The following is a 26,940-nucleotide window of genomic DNA, read 5'->3' as shown; positions in this document are numbered from 1 at the left end:
GGTGCCCGGACGGTGGCACGACCGGTGCCGCCGTCCGGCGCCGGGCCGCGGTCGCGGCGGCGAGCGGCCGGGGGAGGAGAGGTACGTGCGGGTGAGCGTGGCGACGGCGGGGTGCCCGGCATGACGGGCGCGGTGGGCGCACCGACGGCCACGGCGAGCCGGCTGCCCTCGCTGACCGGGCTGCGCTGGGTGGCCGCGATGCTGGTCTTCGGCTACCACGCGGGCACCATGCGGATCGTCGGCGAACCGGACTACCAGGCGGTCGTCGGCGGGGTGTTCACCCTGGGCCTGTCCGGGGTGCAGTTCTTCTTCATCCTCAGCGGGTTCGTGCTGGTCTGGTCCGCCCGCGACGGGGACCGGCGGCGCGACTTCTGGCGGCGACGGCTCGCCAAGATCTACCCGAACCACCTGCTGACCTGGGTGGCGGCCCTGCTGGTGATGTGGTGGTTCGCCGACACCATCGTGCCCCGCGCCGCGCTGGAGAGCCTCCTGCTCGTGCAGGCCTGGGACCCGACGCCCGGCTACTTCTACGCCATCAACACGGTGAGCTGGTCGCTCTCCTGCGAGCTGTTCTTCTACCTCTGCCTGCCGCTGGTGCTGCCGGCGCTGCGCCGGGCCCGCGCCGGCCTGCTCTGGGCGGTGGTGGCGGCGGTGCCGCTGCTGATCGTGGCCCTCTGGCCCGGGCAGGCGCTGGTGCCGGAGGGGAGCACCTGGTGGTTCACCCAGATCTTCCCGGTGGTCCGCTCGCTGGAGTTCTGGCTGGGCGTGGCGGCCGCCGAGCTGATGCGGCGCGGCCGCTGGCGGGGCCCCGGCCTGCCGCTGGCCAGCCTCATCTTCGTGGTCACCTGGGCGGTGGCGGCGCAGTGGATCCGCGCCGAGCTCTGGGCGGCGCTGCTCTCGGTGGCGTACATCCTGGTCATCACGGCCGCGGCGGACGCCGACGTGCGCGGTCTGCCCTCGCCCTGGCGGCACCGCCGGCTGGTCTGGCTCGGTGAGGTCTCGTTCGCCTTCTACCTGGTGCACGTGCTGGTGATGGTCACCGTGCTGCGGGCCACCGGTCACCTCGGCGTCGGGCTGCCCGGCTGGTGGGGACCGCTGGCGGTGCTCGGCTTCCTGGCCGTGAACCTGGTGCTGGCCGCCCTGCTGCACCGCTGGGTCGAGACGCCGATGATGCGCCGCCTGGCCCCCCGTCGCCGGCCCCGCCCCGCCCCGACGCCCGATCCGTCCACGCCGGACGCGGAGACCACGCCGACGTCGCGCCCCACCCCGGCGCCGCGGGCGGCCGCCGACGGCGCGCCGGCCGGCCGACCCATCGAGTACGCGGGCCCGCGCGACCCCCACTGACGTGAGCGCCGCCCCGACACGCCCGGCGACGCTGCGATCACCCGGCATCGGCGGTAGCGTGTTGCCGTGCTCCCGGTCGCGCTCACCAGTCCTCTGTGGTGGGTGGCGCGCTGGAGTTCCCGGCTGCTGACCGGCCTCGCCCTGGCGGTCGCGCTCTCCCTCGGCGGTCCGGCCGTGCCGGATGCCGGCGCGCTCTCCGCCGCCCCGAGCCCGGCCGCCGCCCCGGTCCTCGCCGACCTGGCGGTGCCCGACGGGTCCGCCGTCCGGGCGGCCGCCGTCCCCGCCGTGACGATCGCCGCGGGGGACGCCCAGAGCGCGGGCCGCGCGTTCGTCGCCCCGCCCGCCCCGCCCGCTTCGGTCACCTCGATCGACCCGGCCGGCCGGCCGGCCCATCCGGTCACCGCGTCGCCGCTGCCCCTGACCGGGCTCGCCGCCGGCGCGGCCGGTCCCCGCGCCCCGCCGGTCGACTGACCGCCACGCGGGGCCACCCGCGACCGCGCCTTAGAAACTCACCACCGCACCCGCCCCCGGCACGCGGCGCCGCCCCCGGCCTCGCCCGTCGCCCGGGCCGGTGTGGGACTCCTCTTTCCGCATCCCGCTTCCGGGAGGTGCCCACCGTGAACACCGTCCTCTACCAGTTCCTCGTCGAGGTCCCGACCGCCGCCGCCATCTGGTCGGCCCTGCTCGTGCTCGCCCTGACCGTGCTCACCGTGCTGGTCGCCCGCCCCGAGCGGGATCCGGCCCCCGACGAGCCGGTCGTCGACCCGTCCCCGGCCGCCGACCCCGCGACCGAACTGGCGGACCTGCGCCGGTACGCCGAGGAGGTCGCCGTCGCCGCGGCGGGCGCCGCCCAGACCGCGCGCCGACGGCGGGATGCCTGGCTGGCCGCCCAGGAGGAGGTGGACCGGGCCTGGACGGCGTACGACGAGGCGGAGACCGCCGCCCGCCGGTTCGGCGGCGCCGCCGCGCTGCCCGCCCCGCGTACCCCGCGTACGCCGGCCGAGTACGCGGGCCGGGAGCGGTGGCTGCACCAGGCGACGGTGGCGGCCCACTGGCGCGGCGAGCTGCCGGTGGAGCGGCTGCGGGACGTCTTCGCGCACCGGGACGGTTGGGACCCCCGGCGGCACCCCGTCGAGCAGGAGGTGCTGCTGGCCCGGGGGGTACGCGACGGCCGGCGGGACGCGTACCGGGCGGCGGCCGGGCGGGAGCGGTCGGCGTGGCGGGACGCCGAACTGGCCGCCGAGGCGGCCCGCGCGCTCGCCGTCGAGACGTACGCGGCGGCGGAGCGGCTGCGTCCGGCGCGGCTCCCGGCCCAGCGGACGGCGACGGCGACGGCGCGGACGGCGCTCGCGGCACGGTGGCGGCCGGCCCGGGTGGGCTGAGGACGCGACCGAATTGTTACCCGTATTTCCGTGAGTCGCGTCACGACAACCAGGAAACCGGTCATCCGGTCACAGCCGGTGACATCGATCGCGACGATCGGCGGGGTTTGCCGCCGCGCTGTCCGGTTGTGGCCCGACGGTCCCGGAACAACCGCCTGTCCCATTGAGTGACGTCAGTGCCGAACTGTACGGCAAATTTGTCGCCCTGATCATGTTTACGCAGCTGGCGGCGCTTGGCCGACAGGTGACCGACCAGTAGTGTCGCCCGGGTCCGGTGCGGTTTCCGATCGCAAGAGGCGACGCCGCGCCGACCCGCTAAATCGTGATTTCACGAACCGGGGACCCATGCACGTCCGGGGTGAATCCGCGGGCCACGGCCCGTGGTAGGGCGCTCTTCCCGCCCGAATCCGTCAGCTAACCCGGTAGGCGGTGTCGGAAGGAGTTCCAGCTTTTGCTGTCCCCTCGCATTCCTCGGCTTGCTCTCCACCTCGGTACCGGGGTGTTCGTGCCGGTCCGCCGCGCCCTCGCGCGCTGATACCGGCCCCATCCCGACGCCCGGTCACCGACCGGGCGCACCCCCGCCGAGCGGCCTCGCACACCGGTTCTGACACCGCGCGTGACGTTCCGTCACGCGCCGGTCCGGCACGCCGCTCCCGCCCTCGTACCGTGGAGGAAAACACGTGAAGCACACCCTGAAGCGGCAGCTGCGACGCCTGGCCACCGAGCGGCCGTACCAGCTGGTCGCCGGCTCGGCCGCCGCGCTCGTGCTCGTCTCCGGCGCCAGCACGCTGCTCGCCGACGAGGCGCCCGCCCGCCAGCAGGCCTCGGCCGCCGTCGCCGAGGTGGCGCCCCGGCTGGACGACGTCGCGACCCGCAGCCAGGCCCGCGTCGCCGCGCCGTCCGCCAGCCCGTCGCCCTCGGCCAGCCCCTCGGCGTCGGCGAGCGCCACCAAGGCCAAGGCGGACCCGGACCTGACCCGCAAGGCGGCCCCCAAGCCGCCGTCGACCAAGGTCCTCCGCTACGACTACCAGGCGCAGACCACCTACTACAACTGCGGTCCGGCCGCGGTGCGCAACGCGCTCAGCGCCTCTGGCGTCGAGCGGACCCAGGACGAGCTGGCCGGCCCGCTCGGCACCACCGAGATGGGCACCAACTCGGCGCTGGACACCACCCGGGTCCTGAACCAGATCGTCAAGGGCGACCCGTACCGGACCCGGATGTTCCAGGGCACCCCCAGCTCCGCGCAGATCGACCGGCTCCAGGCCGACGTGGTCGCGGCGATCACCGACGGCCGGGGCGTCGTGGCGAACGTGGCGGGGACCGCCACCGACACCGACGGCGGCTGGCACTCCTTCCCGGGCGGCCACTACATCGCGGTGGTCGGCTACAAGAACGACGGCCGCACCGTCCGGATCGCCGACTCGGCGGACCCGAACCTGCCGTCGTACTGGCTCAGCACCATCGACCTGGCGAACTGGATCGCCACCCGCGGCTACTCCGCCTGATCCACACCGTCGCACGCACGGGCGCCGGCTCCCCTGGGGGCCGGTGCCCGTCGCCGTTGGCACGGGTCTCGCGCGGCGGAACCGGGCGGTGGCACACTGCGGCCCATGACCGACGACTCGGGTACCCGCCGGCTGCTGTTGCTGCTGCACGGGATGGGCGCCACCGGCGACGTGTGGCTGCCCTGGGCGCCGCTGCTGGAACACCGCTGGCCGGGCCGCTGGCTGGCGCCGGACCTGGCCGGCCACGGCTTCTCGCCGCCGCTGCCCGGCTACTCCTTCCCCGGGTTCGCGACGCAGGTCGCGGCGGGGCTCGGCCCGGTGGCCGAGGGTGCCCGCCCGGGTGACCGGCTGGTCGTCCTCGGCCACTCCCTCGGCGGGGTGGTCGCGCTGGCGCTGGCCGCCCGCGACGCCGGGCTCCCGGTGGACGCGGTGGTCGGGCTGGGCATCAAGGCGGTCTGGTCGCCGGCCGAGCTGGCGAAGGCACGCGAGCTGGCGGAGCGCCCGGTGACCTGGTTCGCCACCCGGGACGAGGCGGCCCGCCGCTACCTGAAGGTGGCCGGTCTCGGCGGGCTCTTCGCGCCGGACCACCCGGTGGTCGACGCGGGGCTGCGTGCCGAGGACGGCCGCTGGCGGCTGGCCATGGACCAGGCCGCCTTCGCGGTGGGCGCGCCGGAGCTGCCGGCCCTGCTGGCCGCCACCGACGTCCCGGTGCTGCTGGCCCGGGGCGAGCACGACCCGATGGTCAGCGACGCGCAGCTCGCCGAGCTGGGCGAGCCGGTGGCGACCCTGCCCGGCCTCGGCCACAACGCGCACGTGGAGGACCCGGCGGCGGTGCTGGCCCTGCTCGACCCGTACCTGTGACCGGTTGCGAACGGCGGGCGTCGCCGCCGCAGGTCGCGTGCGGCTCGGAACCACCTGCCGACCTGGACGTCCGAGCTCGCCGTCCACACCGGACCTCGCCACGGCGCTTGGTGTACCGCCGGACGCCGTCCGCCACTGACCGCAGTCCGTTCGTGAGTCCTGACCAGGGATAGCGCCGCGCTGGTCGAAGATCTCGCCGCCGGCCTCGGGAAGCGCGGCCAGGTCGCTCTGGTGCGCACTGAGCGGCCCCACTGACGTCGTCGGCGTCGGGTCGGGTGCCGATCTCGTCAGTAGGGCGTCAGCATGACGGCGCTGTTGGCCTATTCCAGGGCGCTCAGGGGCGCACGCGGATGACGGTCTTGCCCTTGCGCCGCTCGGTCGGGTTGAGCGCGGGGATGGCGTCGTCGAGAGTCGCGACTGTTCCGATGTGCGTGCGAAGGCGCCCGTCTCGCACCCGGTCGACGATTTCCACCAGCTGACTCGGAACGGACTCGACGACGAAGTCGACCGCCAAGCCGTCGACAGGGCGAGCCTCAACAGGTCCGACCACCGACACCAGCGTCCCGCCAGGCCGGATGATGCTCGCCGAGCGCCTTTGGATATCACCGCCGATGACATCGAAGACCAGGTCGACCCCGCCGATGTCGTCGAGATCCTCGTGGTCGAGGTCGAGGAACTCGTTCGCGCCGAAGTCGAGCGCCGCCTGGCGGTCCGCCGCCCGACCGGTACCGATGACGTAGGCGCCGAACTCCCGGGCGAGCTGCGTCACCACTGACCCGACGGCGCCGGCGGCGCCGTGTGCGAGGACGCTCTGCCCCGCCTGAAGACGACCGTGCTGGAACAGGCCCTGCCACGCGGTCAGGCCGGAGATCGGCAGACTCGCACCCACCGTGAAGTCGACGTTCCCCGGCAGCGGCGCGAGGTTGCGTGCCTCCACGGCCGCGTACTCAGCCAGCGTTCCATCGCGGTGCCAGTCCGTGATCCCGAACACCCGCTGCCCCAGCGAGAGTCCCGTCGTGCCGTAGCCGAGGGAGGAGACCACTCCGGCGAACTCGTGGCCGATGATCGCCTGGGCGCGATCGTGACCGGAGCGATCGACCCACGTCGAAGGCCACTCCCACTCCGCGGGGACGAAACCCGACGCGTGGACTTCAACGACGACCTCGTTGATCGCCGGCGTCGGCTCAGGCCGCTCCGCGAGTGTGATCCCGGCTGCTTCTGCGGCCTGATCCATCGCGACGATTGCCTTCATGGGTGCCTCCGTATATCTCGTGCTCATCGGCTCTGTGCGCCGCTTTTTGGGCCTGCTAGCCCACTAGCGGCAGTCAACGCGACGCGAATGTGGGCTGTCAAGCCCAATCCGGGTTATCGTGTGTGTCATGGAAGCCACAACGGAAGCTCGGGTGCGGCAGAGGCTCACGGACAAGGGGCAGGCGACCCGAGCCCGCATCCTCGAGCACGCCGCGGAGCTCATCTACACCAAGGGCGTCCACGCGACGAACAACGAGCAGCTCCGTCGCGCGGCAGGCATCAGCGGGTCACAGCTCAACCACTACTTCCCGACCAAGGAGAGCCTTGTCCTCGCGGTCATCGAGTGGCAGGCCGAGCGCGTCCTCACGTTCCATCGCAGTGAGCGGTTTACCCACTTTGAAAGCCTCGACTCCCTTCGGGAATGGGCGGGCTTCTACATCGCCTACGAGCGCTCCTACCAGGAAGGCTGCAGCCTCGGCTCGCTCGCCAGCGAGATCATCAAGACGGACCTTGACGTTCGCACGGAACTCGCGAACGCGTTCGAGCAGTGGAGAGACATCTTCCGAGATGGACTCGAACGGATGCAGAGGCTCGGCCACATCAGCGTTGAGGCGGATCCCACCCGACTGGCCTATCTCCTGCTCTCCGCCTTTCAGGGCGGCATGCTCCTCGCCCAGGTCGCCCGCGACATCGCCCCGCTGAAAGACACCCTGCGGGCAGCCATCGACTACGTGCAGACATTCGCGATGCCCCCTGCTGCCGGCGCACTCGAAGATCTCACTGAGGCCCAGCGCAAGCAGCCCGGCCGGCCCCGCAAGCTCGACCCGAACCAGTTCGCCACGGCCCGGGCCGCTCTCGCCGCCGGCCAACCGGTCGAGCAAGTCGCAGCGGCCTTCGGCGTCAGCCACGCCACCCTCTACCGCCACCTCGCCGAACACGACGACGAACAAATTTCCCCCTGAGCAGCAGCGATCAGGGCTGGCCGTGCTCGTTTTGCGGCTGGTGACACGATCCTTACCGGCACCCCCACTCCCACTGATGGCTGCGCAACGGCGGCGGTCACCGCGCCCTCGGCGACGTCGAGCAAACCCGCCAGCACCTCCGGCGCATGACCGCACCCTGACCCTGCACGACATCCGGTGGGCCGGCGCGAGCGTGCCGGCCCGTCCCACGGGCTACGCGGCCGGGCCGCGAGGGAACAGCCCACGGGGTTCCAGATCCAGCCGGGTGGTCGGTACTGCGTCGGGCGGGTCGAGCACCAGGTCGCCGAGCCGGCGGATGGTGTGTGTGATGTATGGGGTGATGGTGGCCAGGTCGTCGTGGTCGACTGGGTGGCCCTCGGCGGCCAGCGTGTTCGCCGCGTCGGTGATATCCAGCGCGGTGGAGTAGATGGCGCAGTTGGCCATCTGTCGGTGCACTAACTGACGTGCCCATTGAGCACCGCTGCTGTACTTAGCTGCTGTACGACAGCAGAAAGGCCACCTCCCGAGACTGGGAAGTGACCTTTGACCTGCGTGGGCGATACTGGGATCGAACCAGTGACCTCTTCGGTGTGAAGCAGGACGCTGCACCCACTCTGACCTGGAAAAACGAGAAGCAGCAGGTGGCGGCGGGTGCAGTTAAGGGCCGTCAAGGAACAACACCGAGGCTGATGTTCACTCAGCGTGACCGATGTCCTGAGGCGGCGCGCACGGTCGGCGGCAGATGTGCCCACCTAATCAAGCCTGGACCGCGCCCGTTCGGCTACCCAAACGACCAGCGGCAAGAACTGACTCCCAGCGTTTGGGTGAAGCCTCCGGGGCGGCCACTTTGCCCCCTAGCAGTCGTTGCTATCGGAGTTCCTTGCGGACCTGCGGCAGGACCTCGGTGCCGAGTAGCTCGATGCTCTTGAGGAAGGTGTCGTGGGGCATGCCGCCGACGTCCATCTGCAGGATGTGGCGGCTGTGTCCGAGCAACTGGTGCAGGTGCAGGATGCGGTCGGCGATCTCGTCGGGTCCGCCGGCGAAGACCATGCCGCCGGGCTCGTAGTTGTTGCCCCTGCCAGTGGGCGTCATCGCGGCGCGGCCGAGTTCGGCGGCGCCGGTGGTGAACATGCGCAGCTCGTGCTCGAGGTAGGTGGCCTTCGCTTGCCGGTCGTCGGTGGCGACGAATCCGTGCACGGCGACGGCGATGTCCGCGGTCTCGGCGGGATGCCCGACTTCGGCCCAGGCTTGCCGGTAGGCGGTGCCGTACTGCGCCCAGTGCTCTGCGGTGCCGCCGAGGATCCCGAGGAACATCGGTAGGCCCAGCTCGACGGCCCGCAGTACCGACTCGGGGCTGCCGCCGGTACCGAGCCAGATCTTGAGTGGCTGTTCCGGGCGGGGCACGATCAGCGCGTCGTTGAGGGGCCGCTGCCGGTGGGGGCCTTTCCAGGTGACGCGGTGGTGCTCGTTGGCGGCGATCAGCAGGTCGAGCTTGGAGCGGTAGAGCATGTCGTAGTTGCGGACATCAAGGTCGAACAGCGGGAAGGTGATGTCGGAGGATCCGCGTCCGGCGACGACCTCAATGCGCCCGGGGGCGATCGCTGCGGCGGTGGCCAGTTGCTGGAAGACCCGTAGCGGGTCGTCGGTGGACAGCACCGTGACGGTGGTGCCGAGCCCGATGCGCTGGGTGGAGGCTGCTGCGGCGTTGACCAGCGAGGTCGGGGACGACAGTGGCATCGAGGGGGTGTGGTGCTCGCCGAAGCCGAAGAAGTCGAGACCGGCCTGTTCGGCGACGTGCACGGCTTCGAGCACGTTGCGGATCGCCTGAGCGGTGTTGCCACCTGCGATGGGCGGGGTGTTGCCGAACGAGTAGACGCCGAGCTCGAGTGTCATGCGGGGTGCTCCTTGGTTCGCGGCCGCTCGCGTTGGTGGCGGGTGGCGCGCAGCATGGCCTTGTACATCTGCCGGGGTGCGGGCGGATCGGGTAGCGGCTGCGCGGCCTGGGCGGCGCAGGCCTGGATGAGGTAGCCGACGAGCCGGCGCCAGGTGTCGGGGGCGGCGTCCACGGTCGCGGTGAGCACGCCGGCGTTGGCCATGAGGAACATCGGCATGTCCTCGGTGACGAAGTCGGCACGCAGTTTGCCCGCAGCCTTGGCTCTGTCGATCAGGGTGGTGAAGTCGGCGAAGGCGCGGGCGCGGTCGGCCTCGAACTGCTTCGCGGTGGGGAAGGTCATCGTCAGCACGGTGGTGAAGCCGCGGTCGCCGGCCTGCATGGCGCAGATCTGCTCGACGTAGCCGCAGAACCCCTGCCACGGGTCCGGATCGGCCAATGCCTGGCGGGCGGTGTCGGCGTACGCGGTCATCTTGGTCTCGAAGGCCGCGGCGATCAGGTCCGCCCGGGTCGGGTAGCGGCGGTAGAGGGTGCCGACGCCGACTCCGGCCCGCTTGGCGATGTCCTCCATCGGCACCTCGAGGCCCAGCTCGGCGAAGACCTCACGGGCGGCGGTGACGATGCGCTGCCGATTCCGCTCGGCGTCGACGCGCAGCCCAGCGCCGCCTTGGGTCCGGGGTGCGGGTGGCGAGGTCATACGGATCACCATACGGGCAAGTGGAAGGCATCGTCCACTTCCGTGCTACGGTCGGTAGGCGTAGTGGAGGAAAGCTTCCACTTCCTTGGAGGAGATGAACATGAAGGCTGTTGTGACTACCGCGCAGGGTGCGAAGCCCGAGGTCGCCGAGGTGCCGACCCCGCAGCCGGCCGCCGGTGAGGTGCTGGTGAAGGTGCAGGCGTCGTCGATCAACGGCTTCGACCTGTCGGTCGCCAACGGCTACGTCGTCGGGATGATGGAGCACCGTTTCCCGGTCGTGCTGGGCAAGGACTTCGCCGGGACCGTGGAGGCGCTCGGCGAGGGTGTCACCCGCTTCGCCGTCGGCGACAAGGTCTTCGGCGTGGTCACCAAGGCGTACCTGGGTGACGGCGGTTTCGGTGAGTATGTGACCGTTCCCGAGGCGGTCGGCATCGCCAAGCTGCCCGAGGGTGTCGACGTGACCGCCGCCGGCGCCGTCGGCCTGGCCGGCACCGCCGCGGTCGACGCGCTGGACGCGGCCGGCCCACAGGCGGGCGAGACGGTACTGATCAGCGGCGCGACCGGCGGCGTCGGCGCGATCGCCATCCAGTACGCCGCCGCGGCCGGTGCCAAGGTCATCGCCACCGCGAAGCCCGGCGAGGAGGCCGACTTCGTCCGCGGTCTGGGCGCCCACGAGGTGGTCGACCACACCGGTGACCTGCCCGCGCAGGTCCACGCGGCCGCCCCGGAGGGTGTCGATGTGATCGTGCACCTGGCCGGCGACGGGTCCGTCCTGGCCGAGCTGCTGACCGAGAAGGGTCGAATCGCCAGCACCGTCGGTTACGGCGCCGACCAGCACCCGGCGGCCACGTTCATCATGGCCAACCCGACCCCGGCCACCCTGGAGCGGCTCGCCGCTGACCTCGCGGCCGGCCGCCTGAGCGTGCCGGTCGAGCGCACCTTCACCCTGACCGAGGTGCCCGCGGCGTTCGGCGAGTTCGCCGGCGGCACCCGCGGCAAGATCGCCATCACGGTCGCCTGATCACCACACCCCTCGGAGACCCCCGCTCATGAACGTGTTCCTGTGGATCGTGCAAATCGTTCTGGCCGCCGCGTTCGTCCTGGCCGGCGTGATGAAGGCGACGCAGCCGAAGGAGAAGCTCACGCCCAACCTGCCGTGGGTGGAGGACTTCTCCGTCGGCACGGTGCGGCTGATCGGTGTCGCCGAGCTGCTTGGTGGCCTCGGCCTGATCCTGCCCGCCGCCACCGGCATCGCCCCGGTGCTCACCCCGATCGCCGCGACCTGCCTGGCGGTGGTGATGGTGCTGGCGGCCATCACCCACATCCGTCGCAAGGAGCCGTCCGGCGTCGCGGTCAACGCCGTCCTGTTCCTGCTCTCCGCGTTCGTCGCCTGGGGCCGGTTCGGCACCTGGAGCTTCTGACCGGCGACGCGCCGGGGCTGCCGGTCCCGCGCCCCCAGCGGCGACCGGCAGCCCCGGCATCGGCCGGTTCTTCGCCCAGTTCGACTGGGGCGGTCTGCCCCGCCCATGGTCGAGACTCGATCTACCGCTTCGCCACCGAGGTCGCCCCGGCGGTACGCGAACACCCCCACCCTGACCCCACAAGCCTGAACGGAGACTCCTGCATGTCTGTCCTCGTCATCGGCGCCACCGGCGCCCTCGGCCGCCTGCTGCTGCCCGAACTGCAAAAACGTGGCCTGGGCGCGGCCGACATCACCGCCGCCGGCCGCAACCAGCAGGTCCTCGACGCCCTCGCCGCCGACGGCTACCGCACCGTCCGCGTGGACCTCGACGACGCCGACCAGATCCGCGGCGCCGTCGCCAGACACGACCAGGTGGTGCTCATCTCGGGCAAGGACCCCCACCGGCTGCAGCAACACCGCGCCGTCGTCGACGCCGCCAGGGCCGCCGAAGTGGAGCATTTCTTTTACACCAGCGGCGTCCGCGCCGACGACCCGAGCTTCGCGCTCGGTGCCGACCACAAGGCCACCGAGGACGCCATCAAGGAGTCCGGCCTGCGCTACACCATCCTGCGCAACGGCTGGTACATCGAAAACTACATCCAGGCTATGCAGGGTGCCGCGAAGACGGGCGTCTTCACCGCCGCCGTCGGCGACGGCCGCGTGGCTCCGGCCGGCCGACGCGACTTCGCCGAAGCCCTCGCCGCCGTGGTCACCACCGACGGCCACGAGGACAAGAACTACAGCCTCACCGGCGACACCGACTACACGTACGCCGATCTCGCCGACGCCATGGCGAAGGTCCTAGGCAAGCCAGTGCAGTACCAGCCGGTCAGCGCCGAGCAGTACCAGGCCATCCTGACCGGCGCCGGCCTGGACGAAGGAACCGCCGGGTTCCTGGCCGCCCTCGACGTAAACATGGGCGCCGGGATCATGGCGTACGCCGGTGACGACCTCACCCGCCACATCGGACACCGCACCATGTCCCTGGTCGAAGGGCTGAGCCAGTGAACGTCACCGTCTTCGGCGCCACCGGCGCCATCGGGCAGCTCATCGTCGCCGACCTGCTCACAGCCGGGCACACCGTCACCGCCTACGTGCGCAACGTCGGCAAGGTCCCGTCGACCTGGCCCCAGGGCTTGCGCCTGATCGTCGGTGAGATCACCGACGCCGCCGCGATCGACCAGGCCGTGGCCGGCGCGGACGCGGTCATCTCCGCGCTCGGCCCCAGCATGGACCGCAAGGCCACCGGCCTGCCGCTGGTCGAGGGCACCCGGCTGATCATCGAGGCGATGAGGCGCCACGGCGTCGGACGGTTCATCGGCAACGGCACGCCCAGCATCGTCGACAAACGCGACAGGCCGACCCTGCAGCAGAAGCTCATCGGGTTCATGGGTCGCAACCTGGTGAGCCGCGCCTACCAGGAGATGCTGGGCATGTCCGACCTCATCATGAGCAGCGGCATCGACTGGACCATCGTGCGGTTCAGCGCACCCAAGAACGGCCCCGCACGCGGCGTGAACCGCTACGGCTTCTTCGGCACCAACAAGATCGGCATGGCAGTGACCCGCGCCGACATCGCCGCCTTCACCGCTGCGCAGCTCACCGACGACCGGTTCCACAACGCCGCGCCGGCCATCAGCAACTGACGATCAGAGCACGTACGGCAGACCGCCGACCGACGTCACGCCCGTGCCCGGCGGCGGGCATGCGCGACACCCGGTCGGGCGTGCCGGCCGGGGCCGCAGTCGGCAGTGCCCGCACCCCGGCGAGACAGGCGGCCGCGGCTGGGGGGGTGTCGTATCCGGGGCGGCCCATCGGGGTCGGCGCCACCTACCAGCAGGCGCTGCAGGACGAAGCCTTGCCCGAGGCCGAGCATGGGGGCGCCGACCTGCTCTGGAATCGCGTCGGCGGGCAGATTCCCGGCCGCCTGCCAGCGGCGTGCGACCTCGGCGAGGTGCCCCTGCAACCGCCAATACACAGTAGCGCAGCGGGGCGAGCCGACCTGCCGCGCGATCAGCATGACCTCTTCGGAAGGGCCGAAGAGGTCACCGAGCTGGAGGCCCTGCTCACAGAGTTCCCCGTGAGATTGAAGTTCCAGTCCTCAGGATCCGCGCTGCCGCCGGCACAGGCACAACCAGAGCCACACATCGATACGGCGGAACCCTGGACGCCGGCGCCGGCAAGATCGAGACGACAACCGGCACGAGTCAAGCGGGACCAGCGGAGCGTGACCTCTTCGGTGTTCTCTGCGAGGTCACGCCGGACCGCTCGACCGCATCACCGCAGGCCGAAGCCCTCGTTCCTGGCCGGCGTTGGTGAGCACTTCGGGCGCGGTGACCACTTCGCCAACCTGCACCCAATCTGCTCCCAAAAGCAAGGCCAGGCCATCCAGGGGCTCCTTACCGCTGTGACCTGCGCATACTCCCCTGCCAGGCGACATGGGTCGCTGTCGATCGCTGCGCAAAACCGCTGAGCACTCCGTGTGAACTCTCGGCAAGGCGGTCGGTTCGGGCTTGATGCGAGGTCAGACGGCCTGCTGACGCGTCCGGCTCGACTGACACGGTTGCTGTACTCCGCTGCTGTACTGCTGGCATCACACGAGGCGCTGGACACGGACCTTCGGGCGCTCGTTCTTCAGGTGGCCCTGCTTGTGCTGGCGGACCTGCTCGTCCCAGATCTCCTGGTCGTACTCCGGGTCCGGCGGGATCCACTTGTGGGAGCCGTCGCTGTAGTGGAACTTCTCGTCGCCGGGCCGCAGAATGCTCACCGCATCCAGCCGAGGAAACGCCGATACAGCGTGCCGGCGGGTGCCCAGGTCAGATCGGCGGTCGCACGAACCAGTTGCGCCCCCATGTAGAGAGACAGGGACACCGGAGCATCCTCGAACTCTGCTCGCAGCTCCCGGCGTCGGGTAGTGCATGGCCATGGTGCGCCACAGCCGCCGCAGCTCCAGATCGGCAGCACTGGCCCGTGGGCGCTCACTTGCCGCCCTCCGCAGACTGCGGCGCCGGGTGATAGTCGAGCGACCGGTCTTCTACCGTCGAGGGCTGCTGCTCCGTGCCTCGCGCCTGATCCAAGAGCCGCCGCCGGGCAGCCTCCTGCTCCCGTGCCTCAATGCGCTGTCCGGTGCCGGGGAGCGCCGGTGGCGACGGGAAAAGCCGGCTGACGATCTGTCGTAGAAGCCCGACAATCAACGTCACGAATTCGCCCCCTCTTCTTTGCAGGGCGCGGAGAGGCAGCGGCTGATGTGCCCTGTTCCGCACCCCGGTGCAGTGAGGAACAGCGTCACGCCACAAACATCGTCGATCCAGAAGGTGACTGTCCGCTAACCGGATGTGCTGTCCGCTGATGGCCGCCGCCCGGGGGCGAACTCGATGCACAGGTCGCGTAAGGTCGCGGCCTCCGGCACTCCCGCCTGCTCCACCTTGGCCAGCAGCTCCGTAGCCCGCCACCAGTTCGACGGCACCACCCGTCCGGACGCCACGGCCTTCGCCCCGAGAGCTACCGCCTCGTCTGACTGGCCAGCGGCGACCAAGGCAAGGCCCAGGTCAAGACGGGCTGACGCGGACCGGCGGGGCCGCGCTCCTCCATCGCCGTCTGGGTCCAGGTCCGCCAGCACGGCTCGCGCAACCTGCTCGGCACCAGGGTCCCCCGCCCACGACAACGTCGTAGCCGTGTACGCGGCAGCCTTGGCCGGGTCATAGCGATAGTGGTGCTCCGCACGCTCAGGAACCGGCAAATTCGCCGCCAGTCGCTCCACCCGATCCAACGCACGCCGCGTCGCACCAACGTCACCCATCCGCGCCCACGCACGCGCCTCCTGGGCAGTTGCCTGAATGTAGGCGGAGCTACCCTTCGGAGCGACCCGCTGGGCCTGGCGGGAAAGGTCGAGTGCTGCCCGGTAGTCGCCCTGAGTCAGCACGTCCCAGGCGCGGGTCTCCAGACACCAAGCCCGGATCTCGGCGTGCTCGGCGTGCTCGGCGAGGTCATGCCCGGCCCGCAAATGGGCAGCCGCCGCAGACCGCTGCCGCAGATCGATGTGAACCGTGGCCCGCAGCACCGCCAACCACCCGCCAGCAACCAACAGCCGTCGTTGCTGAGCAAGCGTGACACGACCGTCGAGTAGCCGCCCGACGTAGGCCAGGTGCCGTCGCACCAGAGGCAGGAGATCAGCTGGGGCCATTGTCGGATAGGCGCTGGCAAGGTCATCAACGCCCTGCTCGATACGGCCGAGCACGTCCTTACTGACATCACTGGCGACAACCCTCGCCCGGAGCTCGCCGGCCTCGGCAGCATGGTCTATGGGTGCATCGATCAAGCGAGCGAGAACGCCTCCCGCGTCGAGGATCCGGTCCAGGTGGCGCGCGGTGTCGACGGTCGGAGCCTTGAGCCCCGTCTCCAGCTCGTGCAGATGGCTCTTACTCCGATGGGCGAGCTGCCCAAGAGACCGAAGCGACAGACCACGGCGCTCTCGGAACTCACGCAGAGCTACGCCGAAGCGCGGGTCGACGAATGAGGCCATAGCGCCGCTCCCAGCTGAAGGTCCAAGCTGACTCGCCGGCCGCCACCCAGCGAGCCATCGCTCTCGACCGTACCCCTCCACGTGGCGCATCGATGTCAACCGGCAGGACGATCGACCGACGCAGACGGCCTGCCCGTCGCCTCGGTCCCGTGAACAGCAACGCGTGCCGCCGGGCCTCTCGCTTGTAAGTTCTGGGCGTTCGTCCGGTGGGGTCCGTCCGGATCCACGACCTCGGGCGGCTGTCTGCGCCCGGCCGCCGGCGGCTGCCCTCGTGCTCGCTTGACTCATCGTGCTGTTCGAGCCCATGTGGGGGTCATACCGGGGTCAGTCTCGGCCCTTAACGTCCGATGTCGAACAAGGTTGCGGCGGTGCCATACACCAGGGCAAGCAGTAGCGGAGCCACCAAGGCGCCCCACACCAGAGCGAAGGCCATGGCTGGCCACCAACCGGGTGTGTGGGAGTCCCGGTCGTAGCGAAGCCAGACCAACGGACCCAGCGAAATCGTAAACGCCGGCCAGGCAACCAGGATGATCCAGAACGGCGGAGGGTTCGGCTCCCACCAGACCAACATGATCCAAACGGCGATGCACGTCAACAGCATCCAGACCGCGGTTGAAGGCAACGACCGCAAGAAGGCCCGTAGGGATATCTCCTTCTCATCCGTGCCCATAAGTGCCTCGTTCTAGGGAGCAGTCGCGCCGGCTCGCAGCTCCAGCATGACTGACAGGCGTGCCTCGCGTCGACACCCCAGTTGGGGTTGCCGCAGGGCTATGGGTGTTCCCCTCTGAAGCTGATGGGCTCGCCTGGGCGGCGCAGCATCGGCTGTCTGGCATCCGCGGGGTATCTCATCTGGCCGTCGCCATCGGCATCTGAGCGAAGGCGCGCTGGACTAGCCGGACCGGAGCCGGTGGACGCGCCCCGGGCCGACGTTCAGGCGGTGGGGGAGAGGGGTGACCCCTCCTGCGCCACCGCGTCGGCGGCGCGCGGCGACGGGGGCTCCCACCCCGGCTCCAGCTCGCGCCGGGCCGCCTCGAGGAACCCCTCGGCGTACGAGTCGGCCGGGAAGTCGCCCAGGTAACGGCGGCGGGTCTCCCACCGGGCCGAGGCCAGCGGATCGGTGTCCAGCAGCCCGGTCAGCACGTCGTCCACGTTGGACATGTCCCGCCGCAGCACGTAACCCGAGCGGGCGAGGGGGAACCGCGCCACGAAGTCGTCGCCGTCCACCCCCATGTCGGTCACCGCGTACGGCTTGCCGGAGTAGAGGAAGTCGGAGATCACCCCGGAGACGTCGGAGACCAGCGCGTCCGCCCGGTTGACGCAGTCGACCAGGGACAGCTCCCGGCTCGCCGCGGCGCCCCAGAGGTGCTGCCGGCCGGTGCGGTTGCGGTCGGCCGCCAGCAGCTCGGTCAGCCGGGCCAGCTGCCGGGCCGAGGCCGGGTTCTGCGAGGTGTACGGGTGGGCCCGCAGGATCACCGTCGCCCCGCGGTCCAGCAGCCGGCGCAGCAGCGTCTCGGCCACCGGCAGCGAGCAGTAGTTGGCGTCGGCGTGGTGCCCCGTCCAGGTCGGGGTGTAGAGCACGGTCGGGTGCGCCAGGCCGGTGACCGGCTCGGTGCGTACCTCGATCGCCTCGACCTGCGGGCGGCCGACCACGACGAACTTCTCCGCCGGGATCTCCACCCCGGCGCGGGCGTACCGCTCGACGGCGGCCGGACCGGCCACGAAGATCCGGTCGAAGATCGCCGACACCGGGTTGGCGCTCGGCGCCTTGTCGCTGTCGCCGTGGTGCAGCTGCACGTGGGTGAGCTGGGAGAACCGGATGCAGTGGCTGTTCTTCGCGCCGTGGTTGACGTAGAAGGCCACCCGCAGGCTCGGCACCAGCGCCTCGTCCATCGCCTTGAGCGTCGGGCAGTAGACGACCGGGGCGCTCGTCGCGGCGGCGACGGTCGGCAGGAACTCCGGCTCCCGCAGCAGCACCAGGAACGGCCGGCCGAGCCGCTCCAGGTACGGCAGCCACATGGTGACCTGGTACTCGGAGCCGGGGGGAGCGGAGAAGTAGAGCAGGAACTCCGGCTGGTGCGCCCGCAGCGCCCGGGCGATCGGCCCGCCGCCCGCCACCGGCCGGAACCGCCGGCGGGCCAGGTCGAGCCCGACCGCGGCGCACGCGCCGGCCACCAGCAGGCTGGCGGCCAGCGCGACGACGGCGGGCAGGGCGAGCGCGGCGCACACCGCCACCACCCCCAGCAGGGCCAGCAGCGCGCCGCCGAGTCGCGCGGCGACCAGCGGGGTCCAGGTGCGCACCGGCAGGTTGGCCGCCCGGATCTCCAGGTTGCCGGCGTCGCGCAGCGGCCCGACCAGCAGCACCAGGCCGAGCAGCGCCAGCGCGGTGAGCACCAGCGCCGGGTCGAAGCCGCCGTCGAGCCGGCGGGCGTACCCGACCAGGATCCCGGCGGCGAGCAGCACCGACTCGGCGTTGATGTCGGCGCCCGGCCGGACCCGGCGCTCCGCCGCGGCCGCGACGAGCGCGGCCACCGCCAGCGCCAGACCCCAGCCGGTGGCGCCGGTCAGCGCCACCACCAGGAACGCGACCACGGCCAGACCGGTGGTCAGGCACCGCGCGATCAGTTTCCTGACCAGGTCACCACGCATGTCGCCCACTCGTCTCCGGGTCGCGGGTCAGCCGGCGTCGACGCCGCTGGCCAGCCGGTCCTGGTCGGCGGCGGTGGGCTGCGCCGGCACCGGCGTCGGCTCGCCCGGCGCCCGACGTACGTCGATCACCTGGCCGGTCAGGTCGGAGATCAGCACGTCCAGCGAGGACTGGGCCACGGTCTCGGCGGCGAGCAGGGTGTGCTCGGGCTCCTCGCCGAAGGCCTTGGTACGCATCGGGGTGGCGGTGCGCTCCGGGTTGATGCAGTTGACCCGCACACCGAACTCGGCCCACTCGTCGGCCAGCGCCTGGGTCAGGTTGACCAGCGCCGCCTTGGTGGCGGAGTAGAGGGCGTACTGGGCCCGGCCCCGGGTGTAGGAGCTGGACGTGTAGAGCAGCAGCTGACCCTTGGTCTGCTGGAGGTACGGCAGGGACTGCCGGGCAGCGATGACCGGGCCGACGAAGTTGACCTGGAGCACCCGGTCCATCGTCTCCTGGTCCATGTCGGTCAGCGAGCCCTTTTCCAGGATGCCGGCGGTGACCACCACGTGGTCGATCCGGCCGGTGGCCTCGAAGGCGGTCTTCAGCGCGGCCTCGACGTCCTCGGCGCGCTCGACGTGGGTGCCGGTGGAGGAGCGGCTGAACGGGAAGACCTGGGCGCCGTAGCGGCGGGCCAGACCGGCCAGGTCGTGGCCGATGCCGTAGCTGCCGCCGAAGATGACGATCGTGCGGCCGGCCAGCTCCTCGGTGTAGCTGCGGTGGTCGGTCAGCCGGGGCGCCTGGGCGGCGGCGAGCTGGAAGAGCTTGTCCGCCAGGTGCACGTCGACCGGGTGGGTGACCTTGATGTTCTCGTCCGAGCCGTCGATCACCTTGATCGGCGTGCCGGGCAGGTAGCGCAGCACCACGCCGCAGTCGTCGGTGGCGGCGAAGTCCGGGTCGCCCTCGGCCCGCCGGTACGCCTCCCGGATGGTGCCGGAGCGGAACGCCTGCGGGGTCTGGCCGCGGCGCAGCGTGGCGCGGACCGGGATGTCGGTGATGCACTCGTTCTCGTCGACCTGGATGATCGTGTCGGCCGAGGGGATCGCCACGTCGACCGCGGAGTAGCTCCAGAGCGCGTTCACGCACTCCCGCACGATGCGGGCGCTGACCAGCGGCCGGACCGCGTCGTGGAAGAGGATGTTGACGTCGCCCTCGCCGACCGCGTCCAGGGCGATCCGGGTGGTGGCGTTGCGGGTGTCGCCGCCCTCGATCACCTTGCTGACCTTGCGGAAGCCGGCCTTGTCGACGATCTGCTGGGCGTCGGCGACGTGGCCGGTGGCCATCAGCACGATGATCTCGTCGATCTCCGCCGCGGCCTCGAAGACGGCCAGGGTGTGCTCGATGATCGGCTTACCGGCGATCTTCAGCAGCTGCTTCGGGATGCCCAGGCCGAGCCGCGTCCCGGTGCCACCGGCCAGCACCACCGCCACCGTCCGCGAGGGCCGCCACGGCGCCGGGGTCTCCGGTGTGGCGTCCGGGCCAGTGGTGTGGTCCTGCGTCATTGCCGATCCTCACTTCCAGGAAAGCCTGAATGAAAGATTGCGCCCGAGTGGCGACGGGTTGAACCTTAACGCGCGGACCACGCCGCCCCAACGGGGCGACGCGGCCCGGGTTGTTACTTACCGTTCGAGAACGCCTCGTATGCCCGGATGACCTCGTCGGTCGGTCCGTCCATCCGCAGCACGCCTGATTCCAGCCAGATCGTCCGTTCGCAGGTGTCCCGGATCGAGGAGAGCTGGTGGCTCACCAGGAACACCGTGCCGGCGCCCTCCCGCAGCTCCCGGACCCGCTGCTCGCTGCGCTTGCGGAAGCCCTTGTCGCCGGTGGCGAGCGCCTCGTCGATCAGCAGCACGTCGTGCTTCTTGGCGGCGGCGATGGAGAAGCGCAGCCGGGCCGCCATGCCGGAGGAGTACGTCCGCATCGGCAGGCTGGCGAAGTCGCCCCGCTGGTTGATCCCGGAGAACTCGATGATCTCCGGGGCCATCCGGGCCACGTCGTCCGGGTGCATGCCCATGGCCAGGCAGCCGAGCGTGACGTTCCGCTCACCCGACAGGTCGTTGAGCAGGGCGGCGTTCACGCCGAGCAGCGAGGGCTGGCCCTGGGTGTAGACCGCGCCCCGGTTCACCGGCAGCAGGCCGGCGATGGTGCGCAGCAGGGTGGACTTGCCGGAGCCGTTGCTGCCGATCAGCCCGATCGCCTCGCCCCGGTACGCGGTGAAGGAGACCCCCTTGACCGCGTGCACCTCCTGGATGTTCGGTGCGGAGGAGCGCTTCACCAGCCGCCGCAGCGCGGCCACCGGCGAGCTGCCCCCACCGGCGCCCTTGTGCACCCGGTAGATCACGTGCGCGTCGTCCACCACCACGGTGGGGATCCGCTCCGTCAGCCGGGGCAGCGTGACGGTGGCGTCGTTGGACGCCTCGAAGTGGTCAACCACGGCCGTACTCCTGTTCGCCGCGCCAGAAGTAGATGAAGCCCCCGACACCCGCCAGCACCGCCCACGCCGCACCGACCAGCCAGAGCTGGGCCAGCGACTCGTTGAGCAGTGGCGCCTGCTCGAGCAGGGAGTAGCGGGCCAGCTCGATGTAGACCAGCATCGGGTTGAACTGGACCACGGTCGTCGCCCAGCCCGGCAGCCGCTCGAAGAGGCTGACGTTGTAGAGGACGCCGGAGCCGTACATCCAGGTGCGCAGGAGGAAGGGCATGACCTGCTTCAGGTCGCTGGCCTTCGCGCCCATCCGGGCGACCACCATCACGATGCCGGCGTTGAAGACCGCCTGGAGCAGCAGCGCCGGCACCACCATCAGCCACTTGAGGGTGATCGGCTCGCCGGTCACCAGCACGATCCCGACCAGCACGATCATCGAGGCCAGCAGCTGCTGGAACTGGGTGAGCGTGGCGGCCAGCGGCAGGCTGGCCCGGGGGAAGTGCAGCGCCCGGATCAGCCCGAGGTTGCCGCTGATCGACTGGGTGCCGGCCAGTACCGCGCTCTGGGTGAAGTTGAAGATGAACAACCCGGTGGTCAGATACGCGATGAAGTTCGGGATCTCGTTCTGGGCCAGCACCACGCCGAAGATCAGGTAGTAGACCAGGGCGTTGGTGAGCGGGGTCAGCACCTGCCAGACCTGGCCCAGCCTGGCGTTGCTGTACGAGGCGACGAGCTTGGCGTTGGCGTACGCGGCGATGAAGTGCCGGTAGGACCACAGCCGGCGGCTGTATTCGGCCAGGGAGGGGCGCTCACCGGCGACCCGTAGTCCGTGCCGGGCGGCCAGTTGCGCCTGGGTCAGGCCCGTTTCGGGGTCGACCAGCGCGGTGTCGGCCATGGAAGGGCGCTCCGATCTTTCGTGCCAACGGGATGCGCGCGACGATGGAATCTTACGAGGGACTGTTCGCGGGGGCCGCCTCGTCGCTGGGTGGACGGTAGTCCAAAACACGTCGGGACGCAACCGTACCGTCGTTGCGGTACATTGGCCCATGTGACAGCTGCGGAAGGTCCCCGATGACCAGCGAGAAGAGGCGTGCGCCGGCCGGCGCCGCGGTGCTCCGGGGCGACATCACGAAGGCCATCCGGCGCGCGCTGATGCAGGAGCTCGCCGCGGTCGGCTACGGCCGGCTCTCGATCGAGGCGGTCGCCCGCCGGGCCGGGGTCAGCAAGACGGCCATCTACCGGCGGTGGAGTTCCAAGCTCGAGCTGGTCCTGGAGACCGTGGTCGCCGCCGCCGGCAGCAAGCTGCCCGCGCTGGACACCGGCACCCTCCGCGGCGACCTGGCGCTGCTGTTCCAGGTGGTGGCGCACGCGCTGAGCCACCCGCTGGCCTCGCAGATCATCCCGGACCTGCTCGCCGAGGCGGCCCGCAACCCGACCATCGACCAGAGCCTGCAGCAGGTGCTCCGGGGCAAGCAGCAGGAGATCGGCGGCCAGCTCATCGGCCGGGCGATCGAGCGCGGCGAGCTGCCGGCCGGCACCGACCCGGACGCCGCGGTCGACCTGATCGTGGGGCCGCTCTACTGGCGGCTCGCCATCGCCCGCACCCCGCTCACCGACACCTACCTCGACACCCTCGCCGAGGCGGTCGCGGCCGGCCTCGGCGCCGAGCCGGCGCTGCCCCGCCAGCGCGAGGCGCCGGTGTCCGGCTGATCCGGGACAGACCGGTGGGCCCCGACGCGTCACCGCCACGCCACCTGTCGGACATCACGAAAAGGTGGTTCGGGCTACTCTGCAACCCGGACCGGAGTCGGGCCGCGCCGGTGGCGCCGCCCGCCGCATGCCTGTCGCGCACATCGCCCACCCAACGACAAGGACGACCCGTGTCGAACGCCGACCACGTTGCCGTCGAGGAGCGTCCCGCCCTCGCGGACGCGTCTCCCGAGAGCCCGCAGGCGCCCGGTCGGCGCCGGCTGTCCGCGCTGATCGCGGCGGCGCCCGCCGCCGTCACCGACGCGGGCGTGGTCGGCTTCGCGCTGTGGACCGTGCTCTACCACGCCGCGTTCCTGTTCAGCCTCCGCCCGTCGGTGACCTTCCTGATCTGGGTGGCGTCCGCGCTGCTGCTGGCCGGCTGGGCGGGGGTGCGCGCCTGGCGGCGCAGCGGCGCGGCCACCGCGTCGACGCCGCCGAGCCCGGCCCCCGCCGCTCACCCGCGCCGCTGGGTGCTGCCGGTCGTGGCGGCCGCCGCCGTGGCGGCGATCACCGCCGGCCTGGCCGGCACGCCGGCCGGGGACGGCATCTCCTGGTGGGTGCCGGCCGGCGCCGGGATCTTCGCGGCCGTCGGCGTGCTGCTGCTGACCCGGCGGGCCTGGCTGGCCGGGCCCGCGCCCGAGCCGGCGGCGCCCGCGCCGACCGCGCTCCAGTCGGCGTACGCGCTGCTGGTCTCGGTCGGGGTGGCGATCTCCTCGCTGTTCATCGCGCGCAACACGCCCGACGACGTCTACTACGTCGGCAAGTCGGTCTGGGTGGCCGAGCGCGACATCGTCCCGCTCAACGACTTCCTCTTCACCGAGAACGTCGCCCCGGCGATGGGCTCGCAGCCGCCGACCCCCTCCATCGAGGTGTTCGCCGGCGCGCTCGGCCGGGTGCTCGGCATCCACGGCGCCTCCGCGACCTGGTACGTGCTGCTGCCGGCGCTGGCCGTGCTGGCCATCCTGGCGCTCTGGCGGCTGGTCCACCGGTGGGCGCCCCGCCGCCCGGTGCTGGCCTTCAGCGTCGCCGTCGCCTACCTCTACCTGGTGGCCGGCGCGGACGCCGCGCTGGGCACGTTCCACCTGCCCCGGCTCTACGAGGGCAAGGGCATGTTCGTCTCGGCGGTCATCCCGCTGATGTGGCTCTACCTCACCGAGTGGTTCGACACCCGCTCGCGCCGGTCGCTGCTGCTGGTCTTCGCGCTGTCGGTGACCGCCGCCGGCCTGACCACCACCTCGGCGATCATCCTGCCGATGCTGGTCGGCGCGGCGGGGCTGGCCATGCTGCTGGTCGGCCGCTGGAAGGACGCCCTGATCGGCGGGGTGGCCGCCGTCGCGTACCCGGTCGGGGCGATCGTGGTGTCCCGGCTGGTGCTCGGCGGGATGACCGCGACCGGCGCGGACGACGCCTTCTTCGACGCCGAGTACACCTACCGGCGGACGCTGCTGGTGGGGATCGTCGGCGTGATCAGCGGCCTGGCGCTCTGGTGCGGTCCGCTGCTGGCCCGACGCCGCACCCCGGCGCTGCTGGCCGCCGGCGCCACCCTGACGATGAGCGTGCTGCTGATCCCCGGCGTGCTGGAGGTGCTGGGCGACCTCAGCGGCATCTCGGTGGTGCTCTGGCGGGTGCCCTGGCTGCTCGCGCTGCCGGCGCTGATCGGCCTGCTCTGCACGGTGGACGTCCCGTCACCCGCGCCGCTGCTGCGCGGCGCGGTCGGGGTCGTTGTGGCGGCGGCGATGGTCGCCTGCTTCGCGGTCTGGGCCACTCCGATGTGGTCGCCGGAGAGCTGGGTGCAGACGCACGACCGGCCCACCTGGAAGCTGCCCCAGCAGCGGCAGAAGATCGCGTTCTGGATCAAGGATCAGGACCGGCCGGACGGCCTCCTGCTCGCCCCGTCGGTGATCATGCGGGCCTCGCTCATCGTCACCAGCGAGGTCCGGGTGGTCCTGCCGCGCGACTTCTACCTGGTCGAGTACGACCTCAACTCGGACTTCGCCAAGGACCGGCTGCTGCTCGCCGGGTTCGCCGACGGCCGGATCCAGCCGCCGAAGGACGAGGTGGCCACGGCGGTGCGGCGGGTCGGCGTGGGCACGATCTGCGTCTACAACGGCAACCGGTACGCCCGCGACACCGTGGTCGACCTCGGCTTTGAGAAGTTCGCCGCGCGCAAGGGGCCGGGGGCGATGACCTGCTACCGACCGGCCGGTTGAGCGGTCCGACACCCACGCCCCGGTGGCGCGCCGGCCCGGGTCGCGGCGACGATGATCGTGCCCGACACCCGAGCGACACCGGGGCATCCACTCGCGTTAAGGTCGCAGTCACCCGCAGCCGGGTCGAACCGGACACGGCGCGGGACAGACCACCCACGTCGCGGCGTGACGTCGACGACAAGGGCAACGCCCGTCATCGATCTCTAGGGAGCGTAACCGTTGTTCGGCACGTTAATGGAACGCATCGGCGTCGCCGCCCGTGGCGCGCTGCTGGTGCTGTCCTACCTGGTCATGCTCGTCGCAGGTGCCCTCGGCTGGGTGCCCGTCTTCGCCGTGGCCGGGCTGGCCGCCGTCGTCGGTGAGTTCGCCCTCTCCCGGTGGTCGCCGGCGTCGGACCTCCTGCTGGAGAAGGTCGGCCTCAACCGGGGCTACCGGCAGCTCAGCCGCGACCTGGCCACGGTGCTGCTGGTCGCCGCGACCGTCCGGCTGACCGCGATCGAGGTGACCTGGCTGCTGATCCTGCCGGCCGCGGTGTGGGTGATCGCGGTCTTCTCCGGCGCGCTCAACACGATGATCGACCGTCGCAACCCGATCTCCGCGCTGGTCCGCAACATCGAGCTGGGCCCGATCCGGTCCGCGCCACGCCCGCCGCAGTGGGCGTCCGACCTCGCCGGCGTCCCGCTGGCGGTGGCGAACGTGCTGCTGATCCCGGCCGCCGTGGTGGCCGCGGTCCAGGGCGACGTCGCCCCGGTCCTGGTCGTCGGCGCGGTGGCCGTCATCGTCGCCGCGGCGGTCGGCGCGATCATCGCGCTGACCTGGCTGCGCGGCCGGGGCACCGGCCAGAGCCCGGTGCTGCCGGTGCTCCAGCGCTGGCTGGACAGCTACCGGCCCGAGGTGGCGCTCTACTTCGCCGGCCCGGCCAAGGACGTCTACCAGGCCAACATGTGGCTGGCCCCGACCGAGGCCCTGAACCAGCGCGGCATCGTGCTGATGCGCAGCAGGGAGGCCTTCCTCGAGCTGGCCGACACCCGGCTGCCGGTGGTCTGCGTACCGGCCGGGGTGGACTTCATGAACCTCGAACTGGGCAGCGTCCGCGCCGCGCTCTACGCCGCGAACGTCGGCGCGAACATCCACCTGCTCCGCGAGCCCGGCATGAAGCACGTCTTCGTCGGGCACGGCGACAGTGACAAGCAGGCCAGCGTCAACCCTTACAGCAAGGTGTACGACGAGGTGTGGGTCGCCGGCCTCGCCGGCCGGGAGCGCTACGCCCGGGCGGGTGTCGGCGTACGCGACGAGGACATCGTCGAGATCGGACGCCCGCAGCTCGCCGGCGTGCACACCTTCGGCGCGCGCGCCGAGGACCGGCCGTTCACCGTCCTCTACGCCCCCACCTGGGAGGGCTGGCTGGACGACGACCCGTACCACACCTCGGTGGTGCTGATGGGGGAGCGGATCGTCAAGGGCCTGCTGGCCACCTCGCCCGCGGTCCGCCTGATCTACAAGCCGCACCCGCTGACCGGCTCCCGGTCCAAGGAGGCCAAGGCCGCGCACGAGCGGATCGTGTCGCTGGTCCGGGCGGCCGGCGGCGACGTCGACGCCACCTCGCTGGACGGCCCCGGCCACCGGGTGGTCACCGGCCGCGTCCCGGCGCTGTTCGACTGCTTCAACCAGACCGACCTGCTGATCAGCGACGTGTCCAGCGTGGTCTCCGACTTCGTGCAGAGCCAGCGGCCGTACGTGGTCGCCAACCCGAGCGGGCTGCCCGAGGACGAGTTCCGCCGGGAGTTCCCGACCTCGCGGGCGGCGTACCTGCTCTCGGTCGACTGCGGCGAGCTGGAGAAGATCCTCGCGCTCACCCGCACCGGTGACGACCCGATGACCGAGGCCCGGCGCGAGCTGAAGACCTACCTGCTCGGCCCGGCCGAGGCGAACCCGATGGACCGGTTCGCCGAGGAGATCGGGCGGCTCTGCCGCTGACCCAGCGCACCAGGAGGCC

The 26,940-nt window shown here is 71.4% G+C and carries 25 protein-coding genes and 1 riboswitch; of the genes, 13 read left to right on the top strand and 12 right to left on the bottom strand.

What is annotated here, in order from left to right; genetic code table 11:
* The first annotated feature begins 120 nt into the window (after window positions 1-120).
* The 5 genes from GA0074696_RS22665 to GA0074696_RS22645 all read left to right on the top strand — a co-directional run bounded on the left by GA0074696_RS22665 (window position 121) and on the right by GA0074696_RS22645 (window position 5,092).
* On the top strand, window positions 121-1,344 hold the full coding sequence (locus GA0074696_RS22665) for an acyltransferase family protein (RefSeq protein ID WP_088964726.1): 1,224 nt from the start codon (window positions 121-123) through the stop codon (window positions 1,342-1,344).
* Between the two features lie 66 nt (window positions 1,345-1,410).
* A complete protein-coding gene (locus GA0074696_RS22660; protein WP_088962973.1) occupies window positions 1,411-1,815 on the top strand; it encodes a hypothetical protein in 405 nt (134 codons plus the stop codon).
* A gap of 146 nt (window positions 1,816-1,961) precedes the next feature.
* Window positions 1,962-2,726, top strand: a complete 765-nt coding sequence (locus tag GA0074696_RS32330; protein ID WP_269458686.1) for a hypothetical protein — start codon at window positions 1,962-1,964, stop codon at window positions 2,724-2,726.
* Between the two features lie 303 nt (window positions 2,727-3,029).
* A riboswitch (cyclic di-AMP (ydaO/yuaA leader) is annotated at window positions 3,030-3,170 on the top strand.
* A gap of 236 nt (window positions 3,171-3,406) precedes the next feature.
* Entirely contained in the window at window positions 3,407-4,231 is an 825-nt protein-coding gene (locus GA0074696_RS22650; RefSeq protein WP_088962971.1) for a C39 family peptidase, read from the top strand.
* A gap of 105 nt (window positions 4,232-4,336) precedes the next feature.
* The gene (locus GA0074696_RS22645) at window positions 4,337-5,092 is read left to right on the top strand and encodes an alpha/beta fold hydrolase (RefSeq protein ID WP_088962970.1); all 756 of its coding nucleotides are present in this window, start codon (window positions 4,337-4,339) and stop codon (window positions 5,090-5,092) included.
* 334 nt (window positions 5,093-5,426) lie between these two features.
* Here the strand turns inward: GA0074696_RS22645 and GA0074696_RS22640 are convergent, their stop codons facing one another.
* A complete protein-coding gene (locus GA0074696_RS22640; protein WP_088962969.1) occupies window positions 5,427-6,344 on the bottom strand; it encodes an NADP-dependent oxidoreductase in 918 nt (305 codons plus the stop codon).
* A 127-nt stretch (window positions 6,345-6,471) separates the two neighbouring features.
* Here GA0074696_RS22640 and GA0074696_RS22635 point away from each other — a divergent pair, with 127 nt between their 5' ends.
* Complete coding sequence (locus tag GA0074696_RS22635) at window positions 6,472-7,305, top strand: TetR family transcriptional regulator (RefSeq protein ID WP_088962968.1); 834 nt, start codon at window positions 6,472-6,474, stop codon at window positions 7,303-7,305.
* Window positions 7,306-7,518: 213 nt separating this feature from the next.
* Here the strand turns inward: GA0074696_RS22635 and GA0074696_RS22630 are convergent, their stop codons facing one another.
* From GA0074696_RS22630 to GA0074696_RS22620, 3 genes are all read right to left on the bottom strand, one after another.
* A complete protein-coding gene (locus tag GA0074696_RS22630; RefSeq protein WP_269458685.1) occupies window positions 7,519-7,761 on the bottom strand; it encodes a Tn3 family transposase in 243 nt (80 codons plus the stop codon).
* A gap of 411 nt (window positions 7,762-8,172) precedes the next feature.
* Window positions 8,173-9,198, bottom strand: coding sequence for an LLM class flavin-dependent oxidoreductase (locus tag GA0074696_RS22625; RefSeq protein WP_088962966.1), 1,026 nt, complete (start codon window positions 9,196-9,198; stop codon window positions 8,173-8,175).
* Window positions 9,195-9,893: a TetR/AcrR family transcriptional regulator gene (locus tag GA0074696_RS22620; protein ID WP_088962965.1), complete on the bottom strand. Its 699-nt coding sequence runs from the start codon at window positions 9,891-9,893 to the stop codon at window positions 9,195-9,197. Before GA0074696_RS22620 ends, GA0074696_RS22625 begins: the two co-directional genes overlap by 4 nt.
* Before the next feature lie 100 nt (window positions 9,894-9,993).
* Here GA0074696_RS22620 and GA0074696_RS22615 point away from each other — a divergent pair, with 100 nt between their 5' ends.
* The 4 genes from GA0074696_RS22615 to GA0074696_RS22600 all read left to right on the top strand — a co-directional run bounded on the left by GA0074696_RS22615 (window position 9,994) and on the right by GA0074696_RS22600 (window position 13,001).
* Complete coding sequence (locus GA0074696_RS22615) at window positions 9,994-10,914, top strand: NADP-dependent oxidoreductase (protein WP_172894392.1); 921 nt, start codon at window positions 9,994-9,996, stop codon at window positions 10,912-10,914.
* A 28-nt stretch (window positions 10,915-10,942) separates the two neighbouring features.
* Entirely contained in the window at window positions 10,943-11,314 is a 372-nt protein-coding gene (locus GA0074696_RS22610) for a DoxX family protein (protein ID WP_088962963.1), read from the top strand.
* 203 nt (window positions 11,315-11,517) lie between these two features.
* A complete protein-coding gene (locus GA0074696_RS22605) occupies window positions 11,518-12,363 on the top strand; it encodes an NAD(P)H-binding protein (protein WP_088962962.1) in 846 nt (281 codons plus the stop codon).
* Window positions 12,360-13,001: an NAD(P)-dependent oxidoreductase gene (locus GA0074696_RS22600; protein ID WP_088962961.1), complete on the top strand. Its 642-nt coding sequence runs from the start codon at window positions 12,360-12,362 to the stop codon at window positions 12,999-13,001. Before GA0074696_RS22605 ends, GA0074696_RS22600 begins: the two co-directional genes overlap by 4 nt.
* A gap of 947 nt (window positions 13,002-13,948) precedes the next feature.
* Here the strand turns inward: GA0074696_RS22600 and GA0074696_RS31230 are convergent.
* The 8 genes from GA0074696_RS31230 to GA0074696_RS22565 form a co-directional block, all read right to left on the bottom strand.
* The gene (locus tag GA0074696_RS31230) at window positions 13,949-14,122 is read right to left on the bottom strand and encodes a hypothetical protein (RefSeq protein ID WP_172894390.1); all 174 of its coding nucleotides are present in this window, start codon (window positions 14,120-14,122) and stop codon (window positions 13,949-13,951) included.
* 211 nt (window positions 14,123-14,333) lie between these two features.
* The gene (locus tag GA0074696_RS30925) at window positions 14,334-14,555 is read right to left on the bottom strand and encodes a hypothetical protein (RefSeq protein WP_157746086.1); all 222 of its coding nucleotides are present in this window, start codon (window positions 14,553-14,555) and stop codon (window positions 14,334-14,336) included.
* 125 nt (window positions 14,556-14,680) lie between these two features.
* Window positions 14,681-15,877 (bottom strand): helix-turn-helix domain-containing protein, encoded by a 1,197-nt coding sequence (locus GA0074696_RS22590; protein ID WP_088962959.1) that lies wholly within the window; start codon window positions 15,875-15,877, stop codon window positions 14,681-14,683.
* Window positions 15,878-16,214: 337 nt separating this feature from the next.
* Window positions 16,215-16,547, bottom strand: coding sequence for a hypothetical protein (locus GA0074696_RS22585; protein WP_088962958.1), 333 nt, complete (start codon window positions 16,545-16,547; stop codon window positions 16,215-16,217).
* Between the two features lie 260 nt (window positions 16,548-16,807).
* Window positions 16,808-18,523, bottom strand: coding sequence for a CDP-glycerol glycerophosphotransferase family protein (locus GA0074696_RS22580; protein ID WP_088962957.1), 1,716 nt, complete (start codon window positions 18,521-18,523; stop codon window positions 16,808-16,810).
* 27 nt (window positions 18,524-18,550) lie between these two features.
* Window positions 18,551-20,062 (bottom strand): bifunctional cytidylyltransferase/SDR family oxidoreductase, encoded by a 1,512-nt coding sequence (locus tag GA0074696_RS22575; RefSeq protein ID WP_088962956.1) that lies wholly within the window; start codon window positions 20,060-20,062, stop codon window positions 18,551-18,553.
* A gap of 113 nt (window positions 20,063-20,175) precedes the next feature.
* Window positions 20,176-20,994: an ABC transporter ATP-binding protein gene (locus GA0074696_RS22570; RefSeq protein ID WP_088962955.1), complete on the bottom strand. Its 819-nt coding sequence runs from the start codon at window positions 20,992-20,994 to the stop codon at window positions 20,176-20,178.
* Entirely contained in the window at window positions 20,987-21,880 is an 894-nt protein-coding gene (locus GA0074696_RS22565; RefSeq protein WP_088962954.1) for an ABC transporter permease, read from the bottom strand. Before GA0074696_RS22565 ends, GA0074696_RS22570 begins: the two co-directional genes overlap by 8 nt.
* A 215-nt stretch (window positions 21,881-22,095) precedes the next feature.
* On the opposite strand from GA0074696_RS22565, the gene GA0074696_RS22560 reads away from it, so the two are divergent.
* The 3 genes from GA0074696_RS22560 (at window position 22,096) to GA0074696_RS22550 (ending at window position 26,921) form a co-directional block, all read left to right on the top strand.
* Window positions 22,096-22,695 (top strand): TetR/AcrR family transcriptional regulator, encoded by a 600-nt coding sequence (locus GA0074696_RS22560; protein ID WP_088964725.1) that lies wholly within the window; start codon window positions 22,096-22,098, stop codon window positions 22,693-22,695.
* A gap of 170 nt (window positions 22,696-22,865) precedes the next feature.
* A complete protein-coding gene (locus tag GA0074696_RS22555; protein WP_088962953.1) occupies window positions 22,866-24,944 on the top strand; it encodes a DUF6077 domain-containing protein in 2,079 nt (692 codons plus the stop codon).
* A 219-nt stretch (window positions 24,945-25,163) separates the two neighbouring features.
* Window positions 25,164-26,921, top strand: a complete 1,758-nt coding sequence (locus tag GA0074696_RS22550; RefSeq protein ID WP_172894388.1) for a CDP-glycerol glycerophosphotransferase family protein — start codon at window positions 25,164-25,166, stop codon at window positions 26,919-26,921.
* Window positions 26,922-26,940: the final 19 nt, after the last annotated feature.

The organism is Micromonospora purpureochromogenes (assembly GCF_900091515.1).
GTDB lineage: Bacteria > Actinomycetota > Actinomycetes > Mycobacteriales > Micromonosporaceae > Micromonospora > Micromonospora purpureochromogenes.
Note: the sequence above shows the minus strand (reverse complement) of the source record. Positions and strands in the feature narration are given on the sequence as shown.

Coding starts and splice junctions, on each gene's coding strand:
- GA0074696_RS22665 (WP_088964726.1), top strand. CDS start 121: ATGACGGGCGCGGTGGGCGCACCGACGGCCACGGCGAGCCGGCTGCCC.
- GA0074696_RS22645 (WP_088962970.1), top strand. CDS start 4,337: ATGACCGACGACTCGGGTACCCGCCGGCTGCTGTTGCTGCTGCACGGG.
- GA0074696_RS22640 (WP_088962969.1), bottom strand. CDS start 6,344: ATGAAGGCAATCGTCGCGATGGATCAGGCCGCAGAAGCAGCCGGGATC.
- GA0074696_RS22635 (WP_088962968.1), top strand. CDS start 6,472: ATGGAAGCCACAACGGAAGCTCGGGTGCGGCAGAGGCTCACGGACAAG.
- GA0074696_RS22625 (WP_088962966.1), bottom strand. CDS start 9,198: ATGACACTCGAGCTCGGCGTCTACTCGTTCGGCAACACCCCGCCCATC.
- GA0074696_RS22620 (WP_088962965.1), bottom strand. CDS start 9,893: ATGACCTCGCCACCCGCACCCCGGACCCAAGGCGGCGCTGGGCTGCGC.
- GA0074696_RS22615 (WP_172894392.1), top strand. CDS start 9,994: ATGAAGGCTGTTGTGACTACCGCGCAGGGTGCGAAGCCCGAGGTCGCC.
- GA0074696_RS22610 (WP_088962963.1), top strand. CDS start 10,943: ATGAACGTGTTCCTGTGGATCGTGCAAATCGTTCTGGCCGCCGCGTTC.
- GA0074696_RS22605 (WP_088962962.1), top strand. CDS start 11,518: ATGTCTGTCCTCGTCATCGGCGCCACCGGCGCCCTCGGCCGCCTGCTG.
- GA0074696_RS22590 (WP_088962959.1), bottom strand. CDS start 15,877: ATGGCCTCATTCGTCGACCCGCGCTTCGGCGTAGCTCTGCGTGAGTTC.
- GA0074696_RS22585 (WP_088962958.1), bottom strand. CDS start 16,547: ATGGGCACGGATGAGAAGGAGATATCCCTACGGGCCTTCTTGCGGTCG.
- GA0074696_RS22580 (WP_088962957.1), bottom strand. CDS start 18,523: ATGCGTGGTGACCTGGTCAGGAAACTGATCGCGCGGTGCCTGACCACC.
- GA0074696_RS22575 (WP_088962956.1), bottom strand. CDS start 20,062: ATGACGCAGGACCACACCACTGGCCCGGACGCCACACCGGAGACCCCG.
- GA0074696_RS22565 (WP_088962954.1), bottom strand. CDS start 21,880: ATGGCCGACACCGCGCTGGTCGACCCCGAAACGGGCCTGACCCAGGCG.